At 65.4% G+C, this 26,313-nt stretch carries 17 protein-coding genes; 6 read left to right on the forward strand and 11 right to left on the reverse strand.

The annotated features are described in order from the left end of the window. Window positions 1–28: 28 nt before the first annotated feature. From treZ to glgA, 6 genes are all read right to left on the reverse strand, one after another. Window positions 29–1,870, reverse strand: coding sequence for a malto-oligosyltrehalose trehalohydrolase (gene treZ, locus ACU8YE_RS12170; protein WP_446928811.1), 1,842 nt, complete (start codon window positions 1,868–1,870; stop codon window positions 29–31). Continuing rightward, window positions 1,867–4,155, reverse strand: a complete 2,289-nt coding sequence (gene glgX / locus ACU8YE_RS12175) for a glycogen debranching protein GlgX (protein ID WP_446928812.1) — start codon at window positions 4,153–4,155, stop codon at window positions 1,867–1,869. Before glgX ends, treZ begins: the two co-directional genes overlap by 4 nt. Before the next feature lie 879 nt (window positions 4,156–5,034). After that, the gene (gene glgB / locus ACU8YE_RS12180; RefSeq protein WP_446928813.1) at window positions 5,035–7,341 is read right to left on the reverse strand and encodes a 1,4-alpha-glucan branching protein GlgB; all 2,307 of its coding nucleotides are present in this window, start codon (window positions 7,339–7,341) and stop codon (window positions 5,035–5,037) included. Beyond that, entirely contained in the window at window positions 7,338–10,832 is a 3,495-nt protein-coding gene (gene treS / locus ACU8YE_RS12185; RefSeq protein WP_446928814.1) for a maltose alpha-D-glucosyltransferase, read from the reverse strand. The genes glgB and treS overlap by 4 nt, the downstream gene beginning before the upstream one ends. Further along, complete coding sequence (locus ACU8YE_RS12190) at window positions 10,829–14,419, reverse strand: maltotransferase domain-containing protein (protein ID WP_446928815.1); 3,591 nt, start codon at window positions 14,417–14,419, stop codon at window positions 10,829–10,831. The genes treS and ACU8YE_RS12190 overlap by 4 nt, the downstream gene beginning before the upstream one ends. A 32-nt stretch (window positions 14,420–14,451) precedes the next feature. Then, window positions 14,452–16,083 (reverse strand): glycogen synthase GlgA, encoded by a 1,632-nt coding sequence (glgA, locus tag ACU8YE_RS12195; protein WP_446928816.1) that lies wholly within the window; start codon window positions 16,081–16,083, stop codon window positions 14,452–14,454. Window positions 16,084–16,485: 402 nt separating this feature from the next. Here glgA and ahpC point away from each other — a divergent pair, with 402 nt between their 5' ends. Together ahpC and ahpF are read left to right on the forward strand one after the other, a co-directional pair. Then, the gene (gene ahpC, locus ACU8YE_RS12200; RefSeq protein WP_446928817.1) at window positions 16,486–17,049 is read left to right on the forward strand and encodes an alkyl hydroperoxide reductase subunit C; all 564 of its coding nucleotides are present in this window, start codon (window positions 16,486–16,488) and stop codon (window positions 17,047–17,049) included. Window positions 17,050–17,173: 124 nt separating this feature from the next. Beyond that, window positions 17,174–18,748 carry an alkyl hydroperoxide reductase subunit F gene (gene ahpF / locus ACU8YE_RS12205; protein ID WP_446928818.1) on the forward strand — a complete coding sequence of 525 codons (1,575 nt, stop codon included), beginning with the start codon at window positions 17,174–17,176 and terminating at the stop codon, window positions 18,746–18,748. A 77-nt stretch (window positions 18,749–18,825) separates the two neighbouring features. Here ahpF and ACU8YE_RS12210 read toward each other — a convergent pair whose 3' ends face one another. Further along, window positions 18,826–19,713, reverse strand: coding sequence for a LysR family transcriptional regulator (locus ACU8YE_RS12210; protein ID WP_316869509.1), 888 nt, complete (start codon window positions 19,711–19,713; stop codon window positions 18,826–18,828). Window positions 19,714–19,807: 94 nt separating this feature from the next. On the opposite strand from ACU8YE_RS12210, the gene ACU8YE_RS12215 reads away from it, so the two are divergent. Beyond that, on the forward strand, window positions 19,808–20,296 hold the full coding sequence (locus tag ACU8YE_RS12215; protein ID WP_260801300.1) for a nucleoside deaminase: 489 nt from the start codon (window positions 19,808–19,810) through the stop codon (window positions 20,294–20,296). 62 nt (window positions 20,297–20,358) lie between these two features. On the opposite strand, the gene ACU8YE_RS12220 is transcribed toward ACU8YE_RS12215, so the two are convergent. Then, complete coding sequence (locus ACU8YE_RS12220; RefSeq protein WP_260801301.1) at window positions 20,359–21,210, reverse strand: LysR substrate-binding domain-containing protein; 852 nt, start codon at window positions 21,208–21,210, stop codon at window positions 20,359–20,361. A 123-nt stretch (window positions 21,211–21,333) separates the two neighbouring features. On the opposite strand from ACU8YE_RS12220, the gene ACU8YE_RS12225 reads away from it, so the two are divergent. The 3 genes from ACU8YE_RS12225 to ACU8YE_RS12235 all read left to right on the forward strand — a co-directional run bounded on the left by ACU8YE_RS12225 (window position 21,334) and on the right by ACU8YE_RS12235 (window position 23,678). Next, complete coding sequence (locus ACU8YE_RS12225; RefSeq protein ID WP_446928819.1) at window positions 21,334–22,212, forward strand: alpha/beta fold hydrolase; 879 nt, start codon at window positions 21,334–21,336, stop codon at window positions 22,210–22,212. Window positions 22,213–22,874: 662 nt separating this feature from the next. Further along, window positions 22,875–23,330, forward strand: a complete 456-nt coding sequence (fur, locus tag ACU8YE_RS12230) for a ferric iron uptake transcriptional regulator (protein WP_232040058.1) — start codon at window positions 22,875–22,877, stop codon at window positions 23,328–23,330. Between the two features lie 96 nt (window positions 23,331–23,426). Then, window positions 23,427–23,678, forward strand: coding sequence for a hypothetical protein (locus ACU8YE_RS12235; protein ID WP_322017875.1), 252 nt, complete (start codon window positions 23,427–23,429; stop codon window positions 23,676–23,678). Between the two features lie 9 nt (window positions 23,679–23,687). On the opposite strand, the gene ACU8YE_RS12240 is transcribed toward ACU8YE_RS12235, so the two are convergent. From ACU8YE_RS12240 to feoB, 3 genes are all read right to left on the reverse strand, one after another. Further along, on the reverse strand, window positions 23,688–23,993 hold the full coding sequence (locus ACU8YE_RS12240) for a hypothetical protein (protein ID WP_004627974.1): 306 nt from the start codon (window positions 23,991–23,993) through the stop codon (window positions 23,688–23,690). Between the two features lie 106 nt (window positions 23,994–24,099). Then, window positions 24,100–24,420, reverse strand: coding sequence for a DUF6587 family protein (locus ACU8YE_RS12245; RefSeq protein ID WP_316898615.1), 321 nt, complete (start codon window positions 24,418–24,420; stop codon window positions 24,100–24,102). Continuing rightward, entirely contained in the window at window positions 24,417–26,282 is a 1,866-nt protein-coding gene (gene feoB / locus ACU8YE_RS12250) for a ferrous iron transport protein B (protein ID WP_446928820.1), read from the reverse strand. Before feoB ends, ACU8YE_RS12245 begins: the two co-directional genes overlap by 4 nt. Between the last annotated feature and the right edge of the window lie 31 nt (window positions 26,283–26,313).

The raw sequence follows: 26,313 nt of genomic DNA on the forward strand, positions 1-26,313 counted from the left end.
TGCGTTGGCCCGTTGGTGTTGTCAGACGTCAGGTGGGCGATGGGGTGTGCAGCAATGCCACGCACGCACGCTCCGGCAGGCGATGCGCGATGAGCGCAGCGGCCGCGCCCTCGCGCGATTCGTGCAGCAGATCGGCGGGGCTGCCCGCCAGCACCGTGGGCACCGCCACGGGTTGATCCGACAGATTCACCATCAGCGTGAGCACGCTGCCATCGCCCATGCGCCAGCGCGCAAGGGCCCCGGCATGGCCCAGTGCCACCGCATCGAGCGCGCGCGCATTGGGCAGGCGCGGAATGATCTCTGCGTGGCGCAGTGCCAGCAGGCGGTGTGTGCGGTTCAGTGTGTTGAGCTGTCCCGGGTCGGCGAGGTTCGCCTCGCCGGGGCAGGAGGTGAGGTAGGTGCGCTCGTCGTTCGGGTCGGGAATGCGTTCGCGCTGGTGCGGATCGGCAAATGCCTCGAACTTGGCAAACTCGCGGCGCCGGCCTTCCCGCACGGCTTCGGCCAGCATGCCGTGGTGGCTGGTGAAGTACAGGAAGGGGCATGTGCTGCCCCATTCCTCGCCCATGAACAGCATCGGAATCTGTGGGCCCAGCAGCAATAGCACCTGCGCGGCGTGCAATGCATCGGGGTGGGCGAGCTGCGTCAGCCGTTCGCCAAAGGCGCGGTTGCCGATCTGATCGTGGTTCTGCAGGAACAGCACGAACGCGGTGGGCGGCAGATGTGCGCTCGGTTCGCCACGTGGTGCGTTTTCATGGATGGGTGATGGCTCACCCTGGTAGCAGAAGCCGTCTTGCAGCACGCGCGCCAAGCGCTGCGCAGGCGCATCGGCATAAGCGGCGTAGTAGGCCTCGCGCTCACCCGTCAGCAGCACGTGAAGCACGTTGTGGCCGTCGTCGTTCCACTGCGCGTCGAAGTCGCCATGGGTATCGCCATCGCGCAGCAGCGACGCGGCGTTGTGCTCGTTCTCCAGCACCAGATGCACATGCCGGCCGGGCTCCACCGACAGCCGTACGCGCGCGGCGAGTTCGCCCAGCCAGTCGCGCTCGGTGATGGCGTGCACGGCGTCGAGCCGCAGGCCGTCGAAGCGGTATTCCATCAGCCACATCAACGCGTTCTGGATGAAGAACTCACGCACCTGCGGCATGCGGAAATCGATGGCGGCGCCCCAGGGCGTATGCACATCGTCGCGGAAGAAGCTGCGCGCGTAGTGGTGCAGGTAGTTGCCGTCGGGCCCGAAGTGGTTGTAGACCACATCGAGAAACACCATCATGCCCAGCCCGTGCGCGGTGTCGATCAAGGCCTTGAGGTCGTCCGGCGTGCCGTAGCTGGCGTCGGGCGCAAAGGGCAGTACGCCGTCGTAGCCCCAGTTGCGCGCGCCCGGAAACTCCGCCACCGGCATCAGCTCGATGGCCGTGATGCCCAGCCGCGCCAGTTCGGGCAGCCGCCCGCGCACGCCCTTGAAGCCGCCCAGCGTGCCGACGTGCAGTTCATACAGCACGGTCTCGTGCCAGGGCCGGCCCTGCCAGCCAGCGTGCTGCCAGCGGTAGCGCTGCGGATCGACGACGAGGCTTGGGCCGGGAATGTCCTGCCACTGTGCGCGAGCGGCCGGGTCGGGCACGGACAGCGTCACGCCGTCCCGGTTGGTGATGCGGTACCGATAGCACGTGCCGGCACTCACGGGGGCGACCGCTGCGTAGCAACCCTCGGGCTCGGCATCCATGCGGATGGCCACGTCGCCCCGCGCGTCATCGATCTCGACCCACGCGGCGGTCGCGTCCGGCGCCCACAGGCGGAAGCGGGTGTTGCCATCCGCCAGGACAGTGGCGCCGAATGGCATGTCGTGCGCAAACCGGGGGGCAGGTGCGGTCATTGCGTGGCGTCTCCAGTGTCGTCGTTGGCGGCTTGGCCTGCGGTTGGGGCGGTGCGCTCGTCGTCGGTGGCGGGTTGCCCGGGCGTGTCGTCCTGCAGTGCGTGGTGCGTTTCGGGAACCTGGCCCAGGGTTTCACCGCTGACGTCCGCATCGGGCTGCCCGGCAATGTGGGCGATCGTGGCGAGTTGCGTGGCGAGCAGCAGCACGACGCTGCGCCCCCCAACCTTGAGCGTGCCGCTGCCGTGCGGACGGGTGTCCTGCTCCGGTGCTGCGCTGTCGATGGCGATTTGCCAATCCATGGCAGGCTCGGGCAGCGTGAACGTGAGGTCCGTCGCCGCGCCGTTGATGAGCAGCAGCGCCACATGCGGGCGCGCTTCTCCGTCGATAGTCTCGACACATGCGCGACGAAGCGCCAACGCCCGCGCCTCGCTGTCGTTCCACGCCTCGGGCGAGAGCACCTGGCCGCGCTCATCGAACCAGGCGATGTCCTGCACGCCGGGCAGGATCTCGGTGTTGCCGTGCACGTAATGCGGCCAGCGCAATGCGGGGCTTTCCTTGCGCAACGCGATGAGCCGCGCCGTATAGCGCGCAAGTGCCTGCCCAGGGTCTTTCTCCAGCATTGACCAGTCGAGCCACGACAGGGCGTTGTCCTGGCAATAGGCGTTGTTGTTGCCGTCCTGCGTGCGGCCAAACTCGTCACCCGCCAGCAGCATCGGCGTGCCGTTGGAGAAGAACACCGTCGCCAGTAGCGCGCGTGTCACGCGTTCACGCAGGGCCTGGATGGCGGTGTCGTCGGTCGGGCCTTCCGTGCCCCAGTTGGCGCTGCAGTTGTCGTTGTGGCCGTCGCGGTTGTCTTCGCCGTTGGCATCGTTGTGCTTGTCGGCGTAACTGACCAGGTCGTGCAGCGTGAAGCCGTCGTGCGAGGCCACGTAGTTGATCGACGCCCACGGCCGGCGGTGCCGGCGGTCGAACAGGTCGCCACTGCCCGTTAGGCGAGCGGCAAGGTCCGGCCGCTGGCCCGAATCGCCACGCCAGAAGCGGCGGATGCCATCGCGAAAGCGGTCGTTCCACTCGGCAAAGCCCGGCGGGTGGTTGCCCACTTGGTAGCCGTCGGGGCCCACGTCCCAAGGCTCGACGATGAGCTTGACGGTGGAGAGCACCGGGTCCTGGCGTATGGCATCGAAGAAGCCGGAGCCCGGATCGAAGCCGTTGCCCTCGCGCCCGAGCGTGACGCCCAGGTCAAAGCGGAAGCCATCCACATGGAACGCGTTGACCCAGTAGCGCAGCGAATCCATCACCATCTGCAGCACGCGCGGGTGCGACAGGTTGAGCGTGTTGCCGCAGCCCGTGTCGTTGATGTAGTAACGCTCCTGGCCCGGCACGAGGCGGTAGTAGCTCGCGTTGTCGAGCCCCCGGAACGACAGCGTCGGCCCCAGCTCGCTGCCTTCGCAGGTGTGGTTGTAGACCACATCGAGCAACACCTCGATGCCCGCCGCATGCAGCCGCCGGATCGCCACCTTCAGCTCATGCAGCGATGGCGCCGACAGGTACGACGGCTCCGGCGCAAAGAAGCACAGCGTGTTGTAACCCCAATAGTTGCGCAGGCCGCGCTCCACCAGGAACTGGTCCTGCAGGAAGGCGTGAATGGGCAACAGTTCGATAGCGGTGATGCCAAGCCGCTGCAGGCGCTCGATGAAGACGCTGTCGCCGAGCGCGCTGAAGGTGCCGCGTTCAGGCGGCAACAAATCTTCGCGCAGCATCGAGAACCCGCGAACGTGCCCTTCATAGATCACCGTGCGCGACCACGGCGTGTTGGGGCGGATATCGTTGCCCCAGTTGAATGACTCGTCGGTGACGACAGCCTTGGGCATAGCGGGTGCACTGTCGCGCCGGTCGAACGAAAGATCGCCACGGTTGGAGTTCAGCCGGTAGCCGAACAGCGCATCGGACCAGCGCAGCGCGCCCACCAGCCGGCGGGCGTAGGGGTCGAGCAGCAGCTTGTGCGGGTTGAAACGGTGGCCGTGCTGCGGCTCCCACGGGCCATAGGCGCGATAGCCGTAGACCAGGCCGGCTTCCACACCGGGCAGGTAGCCGTGCCAGACCTCATCGGTGCATTCGGGCAGGGCGAAGCGCGTCAGTTCCTTGCGGCCGGTGGGATCGAAGATGCAGAGTTCGATCTTGCTGGCGTTGGCCGAGAAGACGGCGAAATTGATGCCCAGGCCGTCCCATTGGGCACCTAGGGGGAAGGGTTTGCCGGGGGCGAGGGTTTTGGGGAAGCGGAGCATTAGCGGTTGGTTTCAGTATTGTCTTTGCCTTGGTGGTTTGCCTCGCTTTCGTCCCCTGCCGGGGCCGACTCACTTTCTTTGTCTTGCCAAAGAAAGTAAGCAAAGAAAGGCGCGCCCGAGATGGCGACCCCTCCTTGAATTTTCGTAACCGGGCGGAGAACGGGAAAACTCGCTTCGCTCAGACAGTTCCCGTTCTTTTTTCCGCCCGCTTACGAAAATTCAAGGCGCCATCTAGGGCCGGTACGGCCAAACCGGCTGGGCACCTCTCGTGGCGCGGTGTGCCTTCTTCTGTGGAGGCTCACGGCCCCGAGATTGGGGTTCTGAACGCCAACGTTGGCGTTCTGAACCTCAACGCTGAAGCTCGGAACCTCAACGTTGGCGTTCGAGTACTTCACAGTCGCCGTTCGGAACCTCAAAGCTGGCGTTCAGAACCTCCATGTCCGGGTTCAGAACCGCAAAGCTGAAGTCCAGAACCTCAAAGTCCGAGTTCAGAACTTCAACGTCGAAGTCCCAGAACTCCAAAGCAAGCGTTCAGAACCGCAAACTCGGGGTTCTGACCCTCGAAGTTGAAGCGCGGACCCCAAGTCGCAGAAAGAGCACGGCGCACGAAGCGGTGTGCTCCCACGCCAACGCCAGTGCCACGACGGTGTGGCCGTACCCTGCCCTAGGTGGCGCCTTGAATTTCTGTTGCAGAGAGGAAAAAGAGGGGAGGCTGTTTGAGCGAAGCGAGTTTGCCTCCCCTCCCTCTCTGCGACATAAATTCAAGGAATCTTTCGCCATCTCGGGCGCGCCTTTCTTTGCTTACTTTCTTTGGCAAGACAAAGAAAGTGAGTCAGCCCCGGCAGGGGATGAAATGAAGGCAAACCACCAACACAAAAATCAAACCTTCAAAACCACAACCCCCAACGGCGGCAGCCTCAACACCAACGACTGCCCCTGCCCATGCGCCGCCACCTGGTCCACATCCACCGCCCCGCCATTCCCCAGATCGCTGCCGCCATACACGGCAGCATCCGTGTTCAGCACCTCGTGCCACTGCGTGGCCCCGTCCGCTGGCGGCACGCCAATGCGATACCCCTCGCGCGGCACCGGTGTCATATTCGCGACCACCAGCATCGGCCGTCCTTCGCCATCCAGCCGCAGGAACGCAAACACGCTGTTGGTGCGGTCGTCGCCAATCACCCAGTTGAACCCTTCCGGCGCGGTGTCCCGGGCATGCAATGACGGTTCGTTCCGGTACAGCGCGTTCAGGTCGTGCACCAGCCGCTGCACGCCACGGTGGCGTGGGTCATCCAGCAGGTGCCATTCGGGCGATGCATCGTGGTTCCATTCGCCCACTTGCCCGAACTCGCAGCCCATGAACAGCAGCTTCTTGCCCGGATGCGTCCACATAAACGCGAGGTACGCGCGCAGGTTCGCCAGCCGTTGCCATTCATCGCCGGGCATCTTACCCAGCAGCGAGCCCTTGCCGTGCACCACTTCGTCGTGCGAGATCGGCAGGATGAAGTGCTCGGAGAACGCGTACACCAGCCCGAACGTCATGCCGTCGTGATGGTGCTGGCGGTACACCGGGTCGCGCTGCATGTAGTGCAGCGTGTCGTGCATCCAGCCCATGTTCCACTTGTAGTCGAAGCCCAGGCCGTTGAACTCCACGGGCGCGGTCACACCAGGCCACGCGGTCGATTCTTCGGCGATGGTGATGGCGCCGGGGCAGCGTTCGTGCACGACCGTGTTCATCTGCTGCAGGAACGCGACGGCCTCCAGGTTTTCGCGGCCGCCGTAGCGGTTCGGTACCCATTCGCCGGCGCGGCGCGAGTAGTCGCGATACAGCATCGACGCCACGGCATCCACGCGCAGGCCGTCGATATGGAAGCGCTCCAGCCACTCCAGCCCGCTGGCGATCAGGAAGCCGCGCACTTCGTTGCGGCCGAAGTTGTAGATGAGCGTGTTCCAGTCCTGATGGAAGCCTTCGCGCGGGTCTTGGTGTTCGTACAGCGCCGTGCCGTCAAACTGCGCCAGTCCGTGCGCGTCCGTCGGGAAGTGCGCGGGCACCCAGTCGATGATGACGCCCAGGCCAGCCTGATGGCAGCGGTCGACAAAGCGCGCAAACGCCTCGGGCGCCCCAAAGCGCGCAGACGGCGCAAACAACCCCAGCGGTTGATAACCCCAACTGCCGCCAAACGGATGTTCCGCCACCGGCAGCAGTTCTATGTGCGTGAAGCCGAGCGCCGTCACGTAGGGGATCAGCCGGTCGGCCAGTTCATCCCATTGCAGGTTGCGGCCGCCGTCTTCCAGATCGCGCAGCCACGAACCGGCATGCACTTCATAGATGCTGATGGGCGCGTCGGGCTGCTGGCGTTCGGCGCGCGTTTGCATCCAGTCGTCATCGTTCCAGCGCAGCGGGGCCGGGTCGGCCACCACCGAGGCGGTGGCGGGCGGCGGTTCGGTCTGGCGGGCGGCGGGGTCGGCCTTGACCATCAGCCTTCCATCGGCGCCGATGAGTTCGAACTTGTAGCGTGCGCCGGGGCCCACGCCCAGGCCGCTGGGCAGGAACAATTCCCACACGCCGGCCTGATGGCGCAGGCGCATCGGGTGGCGGCGGCCGTCCCACTGGTTGAACTCGCCCACCACCGACACGCGTTGCGCATTCGGTGCCCACACCGCAAAGCGCACGCCGCTGATGCCGTCGATGCGCATCGCCTGCGCGCCCAGGCAGCTTGCCAGCGCCCAGTGCGTGCCCTCGTTGAGCAGGTGCAGGTCCAGATCTCCGAGCAGCAGCCCGAAGGCGTATGGGTCTTCGGTTTCCTGCACGGCTTCATGGCCGGTGCCCGCAGGCCAGATGATGCGCAGGCGATACAGCTCCGGGTGGCCATACACGTCCTGTGCATCGGCACGCAGCGGCCCGTGGAACAGTCCTGTGCGGCCGACCGGCGTCATCTCCGTGATGATCTGGCCGCGCGAGTCGATGGCCTGCACGCGGCGCGCGCCGGGGTAGAAAGCGCGCACGACCCAGCGCGCGCCGTCTTCGGTGTCCACGCGATGCGGCCCCAGCACGGCAAACGGATCGCCCATGCGGCCGTGCGTGAGCGCATCCACGCGCATCTGGTCGACGCCCGGCGGCAGCACGATCGGCGCCTCCGGTTCGGTAGCGGTTTTGGTTGGGGTGGCAAAGTCGAGCGCGGTCACGGTGGGCCTCCGGTCGAGTCTTCTGCAGCGGGTGACGGTGGCTCTGCATGCAGCAGGCGGCGTGCCACGCGCGTGAAGCCTTCCAGCGGAATCGGCAGCCAGGTCGGACGGTTGGACGCTTCGTAGTTGACCTCGTACGCGGCCTTTTCCAGCAGGAAAAGATCGAGCAGGTGAAAGTCGACCACGGGCTGATCCAGCGCGTTCAGATCGGGCCCGCGAATGGCCGCGGCATACGCCTCCAGGAAGCGCTCGGTGGACGCAGCGCGGAACCGCTCCAGCAGGACATTGCGACGCTCCTGGGCCGGGCCGGCCACATGTTCCGGGCCTTGCCGCATGGCGCCCACCACGTAGTCGAGCGAGCGCATCAGCCCCGCGACGTCGCGCAGCGGGCTGGTCTTGCGCCGGCGCTCTTCCACAGGGCGCGAGGGCTCGCCTTCAAAGTCGATCAGGAAGGCATCGCCCTGCGCCACCAGCACCTGGCCGAGGTGGAAATCACCATGGATGCGCGAGAGCGTGGCGCCCAGGCCGTCTTCGGCATGCGTGCGGGCAGCGTCGAGCAGCGCCTGGTGTTGCGACAGCAACCACTGCACGTCGGCTTGCCGCGGGCTGTCGGGGTTTTGCCGTTGCCATGTCGACAGGTTGTCATGCGCGCGGGTGAGCTGTTCGCTCACGCGGGCGATCCAGTAGGCGGCATCGTCGGTATCGGCAATGCGCGCGCCGAAGTTCGGGTCTTCGGTGGGCGCCGCCAGTGCGGCATGCAATTCGCCCAGCCGCGTGCCGATCACGCCGATGAAGTTGACATAGCCGGCCAATGCCTCGTCGGTATCCACGCGCGCTTCCGAGACGGCCACTGGGGACGATTCACCATCGCCAGAGGTCACGCCTTCCATCTGCACGGCCAGTTCGTCGATGGTGCGCCGCAGGTAGTCCAGTGCCCACGTCCACGCATCGCCCTGGTTGGGCACAAAGCTCTGCATGACGGCCAGCGTTGAGCGTTCGCCGTCGGCAGCGTGGTGAGAGACCTCGCCGATCAGCGCCGCCGTGTTGGCATAGCCCACGCGCGTGAGGTGGCGCGTCATCTCCACCTCGGGGTGGATACCCGTGGCGATACGGCGGATGAGCTTGACGATGACCGACTCGCCGATCACCAGCGAACTGTTCGACTGTTCGGCCGCCAGCCACTGGATGGGCGTGTCGGGCGCCAGCGGCAGCGGTGCGGGCCGTGTGCTGCCGGCATCCGATGTCTCGACAGGTTCGGCCAGCTCTGCAATGTTCGGTTCGGGCTCGAACCGCACGGTGCCGTCGTTGGCCTCCAGTGTGGTGCCGCGTACAAGGTTGGTGAGCAACGCACGCGCGAAGGTCTCGGTGGTGAAGGCGTCGGTCAGGTAGCCGACATGGCGGCCGCGCCGCACGCGCGCCAGCGCAAGTTGAATGGGCAGTGCCGGCAGCGTGGCCGATTCCCAAGCGATGGAAAGCGGCAGCAGGTAGCGCTCGACGCGCTCGCTGCCGTCCGGGCTGCCCAGCGTGACAGCCACTTCGTTGAGGAACACCTCGGGCCGCGTCGCGCCAGCCAGCGGGCGGTTGGTGGATGCGGCATCCACCGGCACGGGGGCGCCCCAGGCAAACTTTGCGCTACGCAGCACGCTGTCCTTGGCGGCAAACCAGCGGCGCTTGGGCAGATACGTCGGCAGGATTTCGCGTTCGATCAACTGGCGGTGTGCCTCGCGCTGCCGCGTGTCGGCCAGGGCATCGAGCCCCGCGCGCAGCACCAGCGTCGTGAACTCGGGCAACTGCTCGGCGGCCGGTTGCGCCCAGGTGGGGCCGGGCTCGTTCTCGCGCAGCTCCAGCCAATAGAAGGCGTAGGGCGGCAGCGTGAGCAGATACGACAACTGCCCGATGGGCGGAAACGCCGTCCCGCCGATCAGCTCCACCGGCACCCGCTGCGCAAAGGCGGACAGGTCCAGCTCCACGGCCTGTGAGGCGCGGGAGAGATTGGCCACGCAGAGGATCGGCGCCTCGCCTTCCAGCGCGCGGATATACGCCAGCACCTTGCGGTTGGACGGCTGCAGGAACTGGATGGAACCACGGCCGAACACGCGATGCCGCTTGCGCGTGGCAAGCAGCCGGCGCGTCCAGTTCAGCAGCGAATGCGCGTCGCGGCTCTGCGCTTCCACATTCACCGATTCATAGCCGTACAGCGAGCCCATGATGGCCGGCAGTACGAGCTGTTCCGGGTCGGCGCGCGAGAAGCCGCCGTTGCGGTCGGGGGACCACTGCATGGGCGTGCGCACGCCGTCGCGGTCGCCCAGGTGGATGTTGTCGCCCATGCCGATTTCGTCGCCGTAGTACATGACGGGCGTGCCGGGCATGGAGAACAGCAGGCTGTTCATCAGCTCGACGCGGCGGCGGTCGCGTTCGAGCAGCGGCGCCAGCCGGCGGCGGATGCCGAGGTTCAGGCGCGCACGGCGGTCGCTGGCGTAGACCTCCCAGAGGTAGTCGCGCTCGGCGTCGGTCACCATTTCGAGCGTCAACTCGTCGTGATTGCGCAGGAAGATGGCCCATTGGCAGCCGGGCGGCACCTCGGGCGTCTGGCGCATGATGTCGGTGATCGGAAAACGGTCTTCACGCGCGATCGCCATGTACATGCGCGGCATCAGCGGGAAGTGGAACGCCATGTGGCATTCGTCGCCGGCACCGAAGTATTCCTGCGTGTCTTCCGGCCACTGGTTGGCTTCCGCCAGCAGCAGGCGGTTCTTGAATTCCCCGTCCATGGCCGCGCGGATCTTGCGCAGCACGTCATGCGTCTCGGGCAGGTTCTCGTTCGACGTGCCTTCGCGTTCCACGAGGTAGGGCACGGCATCGAGCCGCAGGCCGTCCACGCCCAGGTTCAGCCAGTACTTCATCACGCCGATCACGGCCTTCAGCACGCGTGGGTTGTCGAAGTTGAGATCGGGCTGGTGCGAATAGAAGCGGTGCCAGTAGTACGCGTTGGCCACCGGGTCCCACGTCCAGTTGGAAGGCTCGGTGTCGATGAAGATGATGCGCGTGCCGGCGTACTTCTTGTCGTTGTCGGACCACACGTAGAAGTCGCGCAGCGCAGAACCCGGCTTGGCGCGCCGCGCCCGCTGGAACCACGGGTGCTGATCCGACGTGTGGTTGATGACCAGTTCGGTGATCACGCGCAGGCCCCGCGCATGCGCTTCGGCAATGAAGCGGCGCACGTCGGCCATGCTGCCGTAATCGGGGTGGACGCCGCGGTATTCGGCGATGTCGTAGCCGTCGTCGCGGCGCGGCGATGGGTAGAACGGCAGCAGCCAGATGACGTCCACCCCCAGCTCGGCGATGTAGTCGAGCTTGGAGATCAAACCGGGGAAGTCTCCGACACCGTCGTTGTCGGAATCGCAGAACGATTTGACATGCAGCTGATAGATGACGGCGTCCTTGTACCAGAGCGCGTCGTCCACCAGCAGCGCGGTCGGATTGCGCGTCATGACGGGTTTTCCTCCGAAGGCAGGGCCGGGCGCACGCGCCAGATGGCAAACGGCTGCTCGGGTTCAAGACGGATGTGCTGCCACTTGCCGCGCCACACCGTGCGCTGGCCGTTGACGAGGTTCTCGGCCATCAGTGCGCCGTGGTCGGGCAGGCCCCATTGCCACAGTGGCAGTTCGATGTCGGACTCGTGCGCGTGGTGCGGGTCGAGGTTGATGGCCACGAACACCGTGTTGTCGCCAAAGCGGTCTGGCGGCAGGGCGTTGGCCAGTTCGGACGGGGTGGCCCCCAACTGCGCCGGTAGCACGGGCGGCGTCGATTTGCTGAAGAACAGGATCTGGTCGCCCGATGCCGGCTGGAACGTCACGCCCAGATGCGAATGCAGCGCGGGGTTGGCCCGCCGGATGCGGTTGAGCAGCGCGATCTCTTTGACGATGTTGCCGGGGCGGTTGTGGTCCCACGCGCGCAGTTGGTACTTTTCGGAATCGAGGTACTCCTCCTTGCCGGGTACCCCAGCGCCTTCGCACAGTTCGAACCCGTTATAGACGCCCCACAGGCCAGACAGCGTGGCCGCCAGCGCGGCACGAATCAAAAAGCCCGGCCGGCCCGACGACTGCAGGAACACCGGGTTGATGTCCGGCGTGTTGACGAAGAAGTGCGGGCGGAAATATTCACGCACCGGCGTGCGCGTCAGCTCGGTCAGGTAATCGATGAATTCCTGCTTGGTATGCCGCCACGTGAAGTACGTGTACGACTGCGAGAACCCCACCTTCGCCAGCCGGTACATCACCTTGGGCCGCGTAAAGGCTTCCGACAGGAACACCGTATCCGGATAGCGCGCACGCACCTCGCCGATCATCCATTCCCAGAACGGCAGCGGCTTGGTGTGCGGATTGTCGACGCGGAACAGGCGCACGCCTTCGTCCGCCCAGAACATCACCACGTCGCGCAGTGCGGTCCACAGGCCGGGCTTGGCATCGTCGGCATAGAAGTCGACGTTGACGATGTCTTCGTACTTCTTAGGCGGGTTCTCGGCGTATTTGATGCTGCCGTCCGGGCGCCATGCAAACCAGCCGGGGTGCTCGCGCAGCCAGGGGTGGTCGGGCGAGCATTGAATGGCGAAGTCCAGCGCCAGTTCCAAGCCTTTTTCACGCGCGGCGCGCACCAGGCGGCGGAAATCTTCCAGCGTGCCGAGCTGCGGGTGGATGGCGTCGTGCCCGCCTTCGGCAGCGCCAATGGCGTACGGGCTGCCGGGGTCGTCGGGCTCCGCGCGCAGGCTGTTGTTGCGGCCCTTGCGGTTGGTGCGGCCGATCGGGTGGATGGGCGGGAAATACAGCACGTCGAAGCCCATGCCGCGAATGGCGCCCAGCCGGCGGATCACGTCATCAAAGGTGCCGTGCCGCTGTTCGTCATCCGATGCCGAGCGGGGGAACAACTCGTACCAGCTCGCGAATGCCGCGCCAGCGCGCTCCACGTCCAGCGGGTACGCCACGCTTTCCACATAGAACGGCCGGTAGTGCGAAGCCTGCGTCATCACGTGGGCGGTCACGGGGTCCAACAGCAGCTTGAGGCGGTGCGCGTGGTCTGCCTCGGCCAACAGGTGGGCCAGCTTGTGCAATGCGTCCACCGGTGCGTCCTTGGGCGCATGCTCGGCGGCCTGGGCGACGAGCCGCGCGCCTTCTTCCAGCTCCAGCGTCACGTCCACGCCGGCGGTGTGCTTCTTCTCCAGTTCAGACCGGTAGGTGCCGAACGCATCGCGCCACGCGGCCACGGCATAGGCGTGCCGCCCCAGTCTTTCAGGCCGGAATGCACTGCGCCAGCGGTCGTTGCCAAGCGGCACCATCGGCACGTGCTGCCAGGCGTCTTCGTCTTGCGCGCGCCACAGCAGGTGCACCGCCAGCTTGTCGTGCCCGTCCATCAGCACATCGGCCTCGACGATGATGTCGTCGCCCACCAGACGCTTGACGGCAAAGCGGCCGTCTTCAACGGAGGGCTGCACCTGCTCGATGCCGATGCGCGGCGAGGCAATCGCAGCGTTGACCGGCTCTTTCGTTTCGCCGGCCTTGGTACGCTGGGTCTTGGCGGGTTTGGCCGCGGCCGGCATGCGCACCGGGGCATTCCGGAACACGCGCCAGACCTGCACGTCGCCGGGCAGCAAGTCAATCTCGGCCAAGGGCCGTGCATTGGCACGCAGCGTGTCGTCGCAACTGCCCACCGGTTCGGTCAGCAGGTCGAGTGCCACGCCGCGCGTAAAGCCGCCCGCCACGCCGGGCAGGAAGTGGTCGGCATGCACCGACACGCCCATGTGCAGATCGGGATTGATGACCGTCAGCGTGGCGGCATCGTCTGCGCGCAGGTCTGGGCCGTCGGCGCGCAGCAGGGCGGTGGCGGGCGCGTCGGGGCCGGTCAGCATGCGCAGTTCGGCGTGCGGCGCGACGGTGTTCGTCTCGCGTGCGGCGCGGATGGTCGCATTCACATCGCGCACGGCGTCGCTCAGGTCGAACGCGGCATGGGCGTCGATCCATTGCTGGTCGGATGGGTCACCGCGCTCGGCCAGCATCGGCAGCAGCGCGCCGCGCTCGAAGCCCAGCGGCATCAGCCAGCCGGCATCGAGCGTGTCGGCCACGTGCAGGAGGCGGCGGTATGCGCGTTCACGGACCATTGCGTCGCCAAACGCCTGGCCGTAGCGCGTGCCGAACGGTGCTTCCACGGTGGCGATGGGCGGGGCCACGGCAGCCAGGCGCGCGTGCTCTTCCACCATCCAGCCCGCGCGGAAATCCCACCAGCGCAACGATGAAAACGTGGCGTCAAAGCCGGCGCCTGCCAGTGCGTCGATTGCGGCGCCGTCCATGCCGGGCGTCCACGCCAGGAAGCGGACGGCGCCGGCGTCTTTGCGCACGTCGGCAATCAACGTGCGCCAACGTTCGGCTGGCAGGCGGGCAGGCGCTTCGCAGCGGAACCCGCCGATGCCCAATGCGGCCCAGTTGCGCAGTTGCTGAGCCCACCACGTGAGGATGGCATCTGCGTTGCGCGGGTCGTCGTGGCGGAACGAGGCCACCTCAAGGTGCGAAGGCGGCAGGCGTGGGTCCAGCGCGTCGCCGTCTTCGGCGTGGCTGGCGAACCAGTCGGGGTGGTCGGCACGCAGTGGCGCATCCACCGCCACGCGGTCGATTACCAGGTCGAGCAGCAACGTAAGCCCACGCGAGCGGCTGCCTTCAGCCAGCTTGGCGAGGGCTGCGTCGGCCGGCCCGCCGCCCAGCGCCGCATGCAGTTGCGCATGGTCGCGGGTGACGAAGACGTTGCCGGCCGCACTCACCGCAAACGGCGGCGCCATCAATACATGATCGAAACCCAATGAGGCGATGCGATCGAGCACGCCGTCCCAGCGGTCGAGCCTGCCCAGTTGGAGCGGGTGCACGTAGCAGATGGCTGGGGCGTATGGAGGCTCTGCCGCGGTGGGCGCGACTGGGCTCGGCATTGCTGCCGGCTTGGTCACCGATTTGGCTTTGCTGCCGGGTGGCTTGGCCGCGTTGAGTGCGGCCGTGTTTTTACGTGGAGTGGCGGGCTTGGGCGACTTGGTCTCGGGCATGCGTGAAAGCGGGGGCAGAGCGTCAGGCGCGGTCAGGCACGGATCTTCTCGGCACTGGCGGCGCGCGCCACCGCGTGCGCTCGGATCTCGTCGGACAGCGCCGTCGAGCGTCGCCGCGCCGGCGTACGCACAGGTTGATCGGGGCGGGCCGTGTGCAGCGCGTCGGGTGCGACGGGCGTCTGCGCAAGCGCCACGGCGGGCATCGGTGTGGCGGCCGGCACGAGGTTGCGGTACAGCGCGATGTATTCGCGGGCCGGCTGCGACCAGCCAAAGTCGGTCGTCATGCCGTTGTATTGCAGGATGCGCCACGCCTGCGGCTGGGCGAAGACGCGCAGGGCGCGTTCCACCGCGGCCACCATGGCGTCGGCGGTGTCGCCGTCGAACAGGAAGCCCGTCGCGCCGTGCAACGCCGCTTCCGGCGAGCCGTGGTCGGTGATGGTGTCCATCAGCCCGCCCACGCGCGACGCAACAGGCACCGTGCCGTAGCGCATCGAATAGAGCGGCGTCAGGCCGCACGGCTCGAAGCGGCTACCGTGCAGGAGGATGTCGGCGCCGGCATGCAGCAGGTGGGCATAGGCCTCGGTGTAGCCGATCTTCGCGGCCACTTGGCGGGGATAGCGCGCCGCCAGCTCAGCCATGCCGGTCTCATAGGCGTGTTCACCGCAGCCGAGCACGGCCACCTGCAATTGCGGGTTGGATTCCAGCAGTTGGGGCAGCGCCTGCAACGCCACGTCGGCCATCTTCTGATGCGTCAGGCGGCTGCCGACGGCCAGCAGCGGCGCCTTCGGGTCTTCCGGCAGGCCGAAGCGTTGCTGCAGGACGCGCTTGGCGGTTTGCTTGCCGCTCAGGTTGGAAGCAACAAACGGCTGCGGCAGCAGCGGGTCTTTCGACGGGTTCCACACGTCGTTATCGATGCCGTTGAGGATGGCGACGAGGTCTTGCTGGCGTGCGCGCAGCAGATCCTGCATGCCGCAGCCTGCTGTCTCGGTCAGGATTTCGCGCGCATACGCGTGGCTCACCGTGGTGATGCGATCGGCCCAAAGCAGGCCGGCCTTCAGGAAGCTGAACTGACCCCAGAACTCGGCTTCGTGCGCCGCATCGGGCGGCACGCCAATGTCCGGCACCACGTGCATCGGGAAATTGCCCTGGAACGCGAGGTTATGGATCGTGAAGACAGTCTTCACCGGCGCCTGCGCACGCTTGACGAACAGCGGCACCAGCCCCGCATGCCAGTCATGCGCCTGTACGATGTCAAAGCGATGCACCCCGGGCACGCCGCCGGCAACGCGCGCAGCGGCCTGGCTGAACGCTGCAAAGCGCAGCGCGTTGTCGTCATATGGCTGGCCGTGGTCGTCGAGGTAAGGATTGCCGGGCCGCGCGAACAGCGCCGGGGCGTCGAAGAGCAGCACCGGGATGCCCTGTGCGCCCATGCGGCCGTTCAGCAGGCGGGCGCGGCCGCCCGGCAGGTCGGTCCATTCGCACACGGTGCGCGTGTACTGCAACTGCGTGATGGCGTCGGGATAGCCCGGCAGCATCACCGTCACTTTCATGCCGGCGCGCCGCAATGCGTTCGCGCAGGCCCCGACCATATCTCCAAGCCCGCCGGTCTTGGCCAGCGGCACAGCTTCAGAAGCGACAAAGAGAACGTTCAGCGACAAGGTCATGCTCCCGGAGGAATTTGCCTGCCGGGCCGTCAGTCAACTGCATGAGCAGTGGACGGCGCCGATGCGCGGCGGAGGTTTGCGATCGACCTCTTCGCGCAAGACCTATGCCAGTCAGACAGACGCTGACAAGGCTGTAGTCTTGGCGCGCGCCGCCTTGGCTCTACGTGATGTGCGCACTGCGAGAACACGTGCGGGGTGTGCAACCTGCGGGTGTGCCATGTAATTTCGTCTATGCACGCAGGCGCACCTTTTGGATATGTGGCGCTTCAGTCGGCAAGCGCTCGGTTGCTAGTGCAATAGAAAAAAACAATCGACAAAATCATATCAATCAACTTGTGCAATGCACTGATCGACGATACGATCCACTCCGTTGTCAACCAAGCAACCCAACCGAAAACCACTATGTCGCTGATCAATACTCAAGTCCAACCGTTCAAGGCCCAAGCGTTCCACAACGGCAAGTTCATCGAAGTCACGGATGAGTCGCTCAAGGGCAAGTGGTCCGTGCTGATCTTCATGCCGGCCGCATTCACCTTCAACTGCCCGACCGAAGTGGAAGACGCAGCGGACAACTACGCAGATTTCCAGAAGGCTGGCGCCGAGGTCTACATCGTCACGACCGACACGCACTTCTCGCACAAGGTGTGGCACGAAACGTCGCCGGCCGTGGGCAAGGCACAGTTCCCGCTGGTGGGTGACCCGACGCACCAACTGACCAACGCATTCGGCGTGCACATTCCGGAAGAAGGCCTGGCCCTGCGCGGCACGTTCGTGATCGACCCGCAAGGCGTGATCAAGACGATGGAAGTGCACGACAACGCCATCGCTCGTGACGTGAAGGAAACCCTGCGCAAGCTCAAGGCTGCCCAGTTCGTCGCCAACAACCCGGGCAACGTGTGCCCGGCCAAGTGGAACGAAGGCGCCAAGACGATCAAGCCGTCGCTGGACTTGGTCGGCAAGATCTAAGTTGTAAAGGCTGTTGCTGCAGACATGCAGCGTGAAAAACGGCCGGCTCTGCCGGCCGTTTGCTTAAGGGCGCAGGCATGTGCCGCGCCCTGTCACTGAATCAAAACGAATAAAGGAAGTCGTCATGCTGGATGCTGATGTCAAGGCCCAACTGAAGGCCTACCTCGAACGCCTCGTGCAGCCCATTGAGCTGGTCGCCAACGTCGATGACAGCGAGGGCTCCCGCGACATGATGGACCTGCTGCGCGACGTGGCCGAGCAGTCCAGCATGATCGTGCTGACCGAACAACGCGATGCCGCCGAGCGCGCACCGTCGTTCCTGATCCGCCGCACCGGCACCGATGTGAGCGTGCGTTTTGCCGCCATCCCGACCGGTCACGAGTTCACCTCGCTCGTGCTGGCGCTGCTGCAGGTGGGCGGCTATGCGCCCAAGCTCGAAGCCGACGTCATCGAACAGATTCGCAATATCGAAGGGGATTTCCGCTTCGAGACCTACATGTCGCTCACGTGCCAGAACTGCCCGGACGTGGTCCAGGCGCTGAACGTGATGTCCGTGATCAACCCGCGCATCCAGCACGTCGCCATCGACGGCGCGCTGTATCAGGGCGAAATCGAGGCGCGCCAGATCATGGCCGTGCCGACCGTGTTCCTGAACGGCGAGACCTTCGGCACCGGCCGCATGGGCGTGGAAGAGATCGTCGCCAAGATCGACACCGGCGCCGCTGCGCGTGATGCTGAAAAGCTCGCCGCCAAGGAGGCGTTCGATGTGCTGATCGTGGGTGGTGGCCCGGCCGGCGCGGCGGCTGCCGTGTACGCGGCACGCAAGGGCGTGCGTACCGGCGTGGTGGCCGAGCGTTTTGGCGGCCAGGTGCTCGACACGCTGGGCATCGAAAACTTCATCTCCGTGCAGGAGACCGAAGGGCCGAAGTTTGCCGCCGCGCTTGAGCAGCACGTGCGCCAGTACGACGTCGACATCATGAACACGCAGCGCGCGGTCAAGCTCACGCCGGCAGACAAGCCGGGTGGCTTTGCCGAGGTGACGCTGGCCAACGGCGCGGTGCTCAAGGGCCGCTCGGTCATCCTGTCGACGGGTGCCCGCTGGCGCAACGTCAACGTGCCAGGCGAGCAGGAATACAAGAACAAGGGCGTGGCGTACTGCCCGCACTGCGATGGCCCGCTGTTCAAGGGCAAGCGCGTGGCGGTCATCGGCGGCGGCAACTCGGGTGTGGAAGCGGCCATCGACCTGGCCGGCCTCGTGAGCCACGTCACGCTGCTGGAATTCGCCAGTGAGCTGAAGGCCGATGCCGTGCTGGTGCGCAAGCTGCAAAGCCTGCCGAACGCGACCATCGTCACCAACGCGCAGACCACCGAGATCACCGGTGACGGCCAGAAGGTCAATGGCCTGCGCTACAAGAGCCGCGTCGATGGCGTCGAGCACACTGTCGCGCTCGAAGGCGTGTTTGTGCAGATCGGCCTGGTGCCCAACACCGAATGGCTGGACGGCGCGCTTGAGCGCAATCGCTTTGGCGAGATCGTCGTCGATGCGCGTGGCCAGACCAGCGCGGAAGGCGTGTTCGCCGCAGGCGATGCGACCACGACGCCGTACAAGCAGATCATCATCGCCACCGGCGATGGTGCGAAGGCCGCGCTGTCGGCGTTCGATCATCTGATCCGCGTGCCGCTGGCCGAAGCTGCCTGAAGCTGAACGAAGCCGTACCCGTACCAAGCCGGACTCCGCAATCTGCGGGTCCGGCTTTTTCTTTGATGCCTCGGTGCTCAGCCAGCGGCGGACTGCAGCGCCTGCGCACGCGCGGAGCACATGTCGACAAGGCGATCGCGCAACGCGCGCCCCGCGCTGTCGAGGTCGGGTCGCGCAAACAGCGCCAGCTCCAGCCCGCCGATCTCCGGAAAACCATCGGCAGCGCCGACCACGCGATGTCCGGCCTGCACGGTGCTGGCGGGCAGCAGGCTCACGCCCAGCCCCGCGCTGACAGCCGCACACAGGCTCGCCAGGCTCGGGCTTGAATACGTGATGCGCCACGGCTGGCCGATCGATTCCAGCGCGTGCAGCATCTCCTGCCGATACAGTGCGCCCACCGGAAACACCACCAGCGGCAACGCAGGTTGCGATGGCCCGAGCGGCAACGCGTGCGGCCTCTCGGCGCTGTCGATCCAGCAAACCGGTTCAGCCCAGCGCGCATGGCAATCGCTATCGGTGCCCCATTGCTTGACGAGCAGCATGTCGAGATCGCCATTGCGATACAGACGCAGGAGGTGGTGTGAGAGACCGCTTTCCACCTCCAGCCGCAGCCGCGGGCGCTCGCGCGCAAAGCTCGCGATGAGCGGCATCAGCGCACCGCTGCCGAGGTCTTCCGGTACGCCCAGGCGCAGCACGCCGCCGGTGTGTTCGGGGCTGAGCGCCTCGCTCGCTTCGTTGGCCAAGCGTAGCAGGCGGCGGGCGTAGCCGAGCAGGCGGTCGCCCTCTTCCGTCGGCAACACCTGGCGCTGGCTGCGGTCGAGCAGGCGGCAGTCCAACTGCTGCTCGAGCCGCAGGATCTGCTGGCTGACGGTCGATTGTGTCAGGTGCAAATGCTCGGCCGCGCGTGTGAAGTTGCCCGTATCGACCACCGTGACAAAGCTGCGCAGCAACACAAGATCAATCATTGGAAAACCCACTGAATCTCATTTCATTATTTAATTTCAACATGTTTAGGGGCGCAACCATAATCGACCCGCAATTTCGTCTCCGGAGAACCCGATGTCCGATGAGCAGTACATGCGTGAGGCGGTGGCGCTTGCGCGCGGTAACGTCAACGGCGGCGGCTTGCCGTTTGGGGCGGTGCTTGTGCGCGACGGGAAGATCGTTGCGCGTGCGGTGAACGAGGTGCTCGCCACCAATGACCCCACAGCCCATGCCGAAATGCAGGCCATCCGCCAGGCAAGCCAGACGCTGGCTACATCCGACTTGCGCGGTGCAGTGATGTACGCCAGTGGCCATCCGTGCCCGATGTGCTTTGCGGCCATGTACCGCTGCGGCATTCGCGCGGCGTACTTTGCCTATTCGAACGAAGATGGCGAGCCTTTCGGTATGTCGACCGCTGCCATGTATGCGGAGATGCGTCGCGCGCCGGAGGGCGGTGAGCTGCAACTGCATCCGTTCAGGCCAACGGGCGAGCAGGGCCTTTACGAAGATTGGGAGGCGCGTCGCGCTGGAGTTGAACCTGCGCCGCGAGATTCAACGACCTAGCCGCCGTTGTTCCAGAGGCGAGCGATTCCCCGATCAGTCAAGGGAAGCTTGGCGAAGCGGGCTCACGCATTTAGCTCGGCCACAATTCGCTCGGCCAGGAAATCGCAGGGTTGACGGTTGGAAGTGACACTACGCGCCAAGACGATCTCCAACGTACCGATCTCCGGCAGGCCATGCGCGGATCCGAGCAACGTAAAGTCGGAGGGCACGGCACATCGCGCCAATGGGGTGATGGCGAGGCCCGCTCGGGCCATCGTCAGCAAGCCCAGCAGGCTCGGGCTTTCATACGAAGTCCGGTAGGCGATCTTTGCGCGCTCGAGACTGCGGATCGCCTTCTCGCGCGCGACGCTGCCCGGCAGAAACACCGCAATGGGCAATGGCCGCTCACGCCAGATTTCCGTGGTCCCCGGGCCCGCGGCCCACACCATCGGTTCGTGCCGCAAAAATTCGCCGGTCAACCCTTTGACGCGCGTGGCGCAGACGAGGTCCACCGTGCCATCACGCAACATCGGCGCCAACGCCACGCTGGGCAAGCCGATGACCTGGATCTCGACCTTTGGATAGCTGGCCGAGAATTTCTTGAGAATCGGCGGGAATAGCGACGACGCATAGTCGTCGGGCACACCGATCACCACGCGGCCCGTCACGTCCGGCCGCACGACCGCTGCCCAGGCTTCATCACGCAGCGCAATGATCCGGCGCGCATACGCCAGCAGCACCTCGCCGTCTTGTGTTGGTATCACGCTACGCGGCTTGCGCACGAACAGCGCCTTTCCTAGTGCCGATTCCAGCGTCTTGATCTGCATGCTCACAGCCGATTGCGAGCGGTGCACGAGATCTGCCGCCCGGCTGATCGTGCCTGTGTCGGCAACGGCGACGATCATGGTGAGAACGTCGACGTCCAGGGCTTTCATCTCGGTACTCATGTGCACTCGCTTGCGAGGATGTATCAGAAAAACTGAAAGATTCCATCAATATTATGCGATTTCCTTTTCAATCGCAGTGCAGCAAAGTCTCGGGAAAACGGAGTTTCAACAATGAATGCGCGAACGCCCCTGACGACGCTGGCTCTTGCCGGCGTATGGCCACAACCCGCTTTTGCTGCCACCGCCTCGGGCACCTCGGTGCCCTACGTAGAAGCCGGAAGCGGCGAGCCGATGGTCTTTGTTCACGGGTCGTTGTGCGATTACCGCTATTGGGATCCGCAACTCGCCGCGCTGTCGAAAAAGTTCCGCTGCTTCGCGCCGAGCCTGGGCCACTATTGGCCGGAAACCCACGCATTCGGGCACGGCGATTTCAGCTGGGAAGCGCACGTCGTTGAGATGGCAGAGTTCATCGAGGCGCTCGGGCTGGGCCCGGTGCACCTGGTTGGCCATTCGCGCGGCGGTTGCGTTGCGTTCCATCTGGCGCGGCAGTACCCGCACCTGGTAAAGACGCTCACGCTGGCCGATCCGGGCGGCCCGTTGCAGGCAGCGCCGCAAGCCGCCGCCGGCGCCTTGCCGCCCGCGGTCCAGGCATTGAGAGCACAAGCTGCCAACTTGATCGAACAGGGTGAATTTGACGCAGGCCTGAACCTGTTTGTGGACTCGGTCACCATGCCCGGCTTCTGGGTCAAGAGCACGCAGAGCTTCCGCAGGATGGCGCTCGACAACGCGCTCACGCTGCCAAAGCAGCTGCGTGATCCGCTACCGGCCTATACGCCTGAGGCGGCCGGCGAAATCCAGTGCTGCACGTTGCTGATCGACGGGCAGAAGAGCCCGCGCATGTTCCGGAACACCGTCGACAAACTCCATGCGTGGATTCCGCAGGCTGAGCGTCAAACCATCGCGGGCGCGTCGCACGGCATGAACATCGCCAACCCGGGCGCGTTCAACCGGGCGCTTAGTCAATTGGCTGCCTGGTCGCCCCATACGTAGCCATCGGCGGTGCGAGGCACCCACCGACGACGTCCACGCAGCCCCTTTGCTCGCAACCGACATGATCAGCAGCAAGCCAATCTGCTGACTCGTCGCCTGATCAATGCGTACGCCGGCAGTGAAAGGACTGTAGCGGACGCTTGATACACCGTCCGATCGTCAGCCTTGAGGGTGGGTCCGGCTACGCCCGCGCTACCGCACTGGGGTGATGCCCCTTGCGGCGTCGAGAAAGCCGCGCTCAGATCGGGGTCTTCAATAGATCGCAAAGAAAACTCTTGTAATGCGAATCATTCGCATTTATAGTGTGTCCATCGACGGCGCTGCAGCCGATGGATCCGCCCCCTAGGGCACATCCCTCAAACGCACGCCGCATCGAACCGAATTTCGCTGCGTGCGCTCGCTATTCCATGGGCAGCGCCCGGCACCCGATCTTTTGTGGGGACCGCTCTGACACACAGAGCGTTTGGCAGTAGCAAGCCGCCCGACAGTCGGGAAAGCACTCAGACCCCGCTTTCCCGACTGCGACTTTTCCGGGCTGCCAGCCATGCCGTTTTTTTTTAGGACTTGTCGACCCGGCCTGCATGCTTGCGGCCTTGTCGTTTCCGGTTCTCGCCCGCTGCAATACCCCGCCTGCCGTACCCAAATCTCGCCCAACGAACGCCATGCCAAACTCGACCGACCTGCGCCGGGCGGGGCTCAAAGCCACCTCGCCGCGCGTCAAGATCCTGGAAATCCTCACCGCCGGTACGGAACACGGCCGCCACCTGAGCGCAGAAGATGTGTACCGCCAATTGCTCACGTCGGAACTCGACATCGGCATCTCAACGGTCTACCGCGTGCTCAATCAGCTGGTGGATGCCGGCGTGCTGCTGCGTCATGCGTTCGAGGCCGGCCATGCGGTGTATGAGCTGAACGAGGGCGCGCACCACGATCACCTGATCTGCCTGACGTGCGGCCGCGTGGAAGAGTTTCACGACGACGCCATCGAGTCGCGGCAGGAGCGTGTGGCCAACGAGCGCGGCTTTGTGCTGCGCGATCACGCGCTGGCGCTTTACGGCGTATGCCCGGCGTGTCAGGCAGGCGCCGGTATGTCGGGCGCGATTGGGTTGAACGCGTGACGTGATCCGGTAACTTGCTGAAACAGTATCGGCGCAATCATGGCGAAACTCACTGCGCGCTCGGTGTTCCAACTCCCTGTTATTCAGGAGATGCCGATGCAACGCCGTCTGAAGTCCGAAGATGAACTCAAGACATTGCTGGCCCGCTGCGTCCAGCAACACCCGGAATGCGCACAGTGCGAACTGCGCGCGATGTGCATTCACCGCCCCGATCACACCGGCTGCAACTGGAGCGCCGAATTTGATTTTCCGGCCGACGACGATGCCGCTGCCATTCGCGGCCTGTCCGTCGCCAAGCGTTTGCTGACGCGCGCCCGCACGCAGTACAACGTGGTGCCGGCCCGGTAACCGCGCCGCCTATCCCTTCGCCTGGCGAGAGATCCGCTCCAGCAGCGCGCGTGCGCTTTCGCCGTGCCCCTGCTGTGCCAGCAGGCGCGCATTCAGCACAAGATTTTCGAGGACCAGCTTGGCGATGCTCGCGGTGAGCGAGACGATCACCTCATCCTGGCTGAAATGGGCATTTTCCATTTGCGTCAGCTGGCGCGACACCAGCTTGCAGACCAGGTCGCGCAACATCTGCTCGTCAAAGGGCAGGTTGGCGAAATCCACCGGGTCTTCCTTCTCGACTTCCGCAATCAACTGGACCAGCAGCTCTTCGGTCATGACGCGTCCCCCGTTCAGGTTTGGACCAGTCTACGCCCGCGCTGCGCAAAAACAAAACGGGCCCGCGTGATGCGAGCCCGTCGGTGTTGTGGCATTGCGTCGGCCGTTATTTGCGCCGCACGAAGTGGATCGGCTGTTCAACCGGCGCGGCGGATGACGATTCACCCGAGGCGCAGCCGCTGCAACCGCTGCCGCATGCGCTGCCCGACAGCGGATCGGAGTGGCAGGAAGGCGCCTCGCCCGGCGTGAGCAAGCGCTGTCCGAAGGCGCGCATCCAGCCCGGCCGCGATGGTCGATCACACCAGCCTGCCACGCGCGCCGCCGTGCGGGCGCGCATCGCGGGTGCATAGCGGCCGGTCAGCGACAACGCGCTCAGCGCCACCACCGTGGCGACAACGCCGGTTTCGACAACGTGATACACGCTCATGTCAGCACCCGTGCGATCTGGTAGGTAGCGAAAGCGGCCAGGTAGGCCAGCGCGAAGAGGTAGCCGGCGGTGCCCGCCATGACCTTCCACGAGTTGGTCTCGCGGCGGATGGTGGCCAGCGTCGAGATGCACTGCGGCGCGTAGACGTACCAAGCCAGGAAGGCCAATGCCGTGGCCAGCGACCATTGCTGCGAGATGATCGGCGCCAGCTGCGCAGCCGCATCTTCATGCGTGGCCGACAGCGAGTACACCGTTGCCAACGCGCCCACGGCGACTTCACGTGCAGCCATGCCGGGAATCAGGGCAATACACATCTGCCATGTGAAGCCGATCGGCGCGAACACGACCTCAAGCGCACGGCCGATCATCCCGGCAAAGCTGTAATCGATGGCCGGCAGCGTGGCGTTGGCCGGCGGCGCCGGGAATGTCGAGAGGAACCACAGCAGCACCATCATCTTGAGGATGACCGTGCCGATGCGGCGCAGGAAAATGCGCGCACGTTCGATCAGGCCGACGATCAGGTTGCGCACGCTGGGCAGGCGGTACGAAGGCAACTCGAGAATGAGCGGGTGTTCGTTGCGATCGCGCTTCAGGTACTTGAGTACGTACGCCACAACCAGCGCCGACACGATACCCGCCATGTACAGCCCGAACAGCACCAGCCCCTGCAGATTGAACAGGCCCCACACCTGCCGCACCGGGATGAACGCGCCGATCAGCAGCGCATACACGGGCAGCCGCGCCGAGCAGGTCATCAGCGGTGCAACCAGAATCGTCACCAGCCGGTCGCGCGGGTCCTGGATCGTGCGCGTGGCCATCACGCCGGGAATCGCGCACGCAAAACTGGACAGCAGCGGAATGAACGAGCGCCCTGACAGCCCCGCGCCCGCCATCAACCGGTCGAGCAGGAAGGCTGCGCGTGGCAGATAGCCTGACTCTTCCAGCGACAGGATGAAGAGGAACAGGATCAGGATCTGGGGCAGGAACACCAGCACGCTGCCCGTGCCGGCGATGATGCCGTTCACCAACAGGCTTTTGAGCATGCCGTCGGGCATGACGTTGCCGACCCACACGCCCACGGCTTCCACGGCGCCCTGGATGCCGTCCATGAGCGGCTGCGCCCACGAGAACACCGCCTGGAACATCAAGAACATCAGCACGGCCAGCAGCATCAGGCCCAGTACCGGGTGCAGCACGATGCGGTCGAGCCGGTCGTCCAGCTCGGCCGTGCTGCGCGGCATGGTCACGGCGGCGTCGAGCAAGCGCTTCACTTCGACGTGCGGATCGGCGTCCGCAGGCAGCCCAACCGGCACGGCCGGCAGCTTTTCGTGATCGATATGGGCGACAAGGTCGGCCGCGCCGTTGCGTTTGATGGCCACGGTTTGCACCACCGGCACGCCCAGGGCGGCCTCCAGCTTGGCACGGTCGATGCGGATGCCGCGCCGCTCGGCCGCGTCGACCATGTTCAGCGCCAGCACCATCGGCAAGCCCAGGCGTTGCAGCTCCAGCACGAAGCGCAGGTGCAGCCGCAGGTTGGTGGCGTCGACCACGCAGATCAGCAAATCGGGGCGCGACTCGCCACGGAACGTGCCAAGGCAGATATCGCGCGTGATGGCTTCGTCGGGGCTGGTGGCGATCAGGCTGTAGGCACCCGGCAGGTCGAGAATCTGCACATGCCGGCCCGACGGCGCGGTAAAGCGGCCTTCCTTGCGCTCGACCGTCACGCCCGCATAGTTGGCAACCTTCTGGCGGCTGCCTGTTAACAGGTTGAACAGCGCGGTCTTGCCGCAGTTGGGGTTGCCGACTAGGGCAACGCGCAATGCGGGGGGGGAGGCGGAGGAGGAAGAAGCGTGCATCTGCATGAAGCCGGATAAGCGGAGCCGGAAGGCGGCG

Source organism: Ralstonia sp. VS2407, from assembly GCF_052950655.1.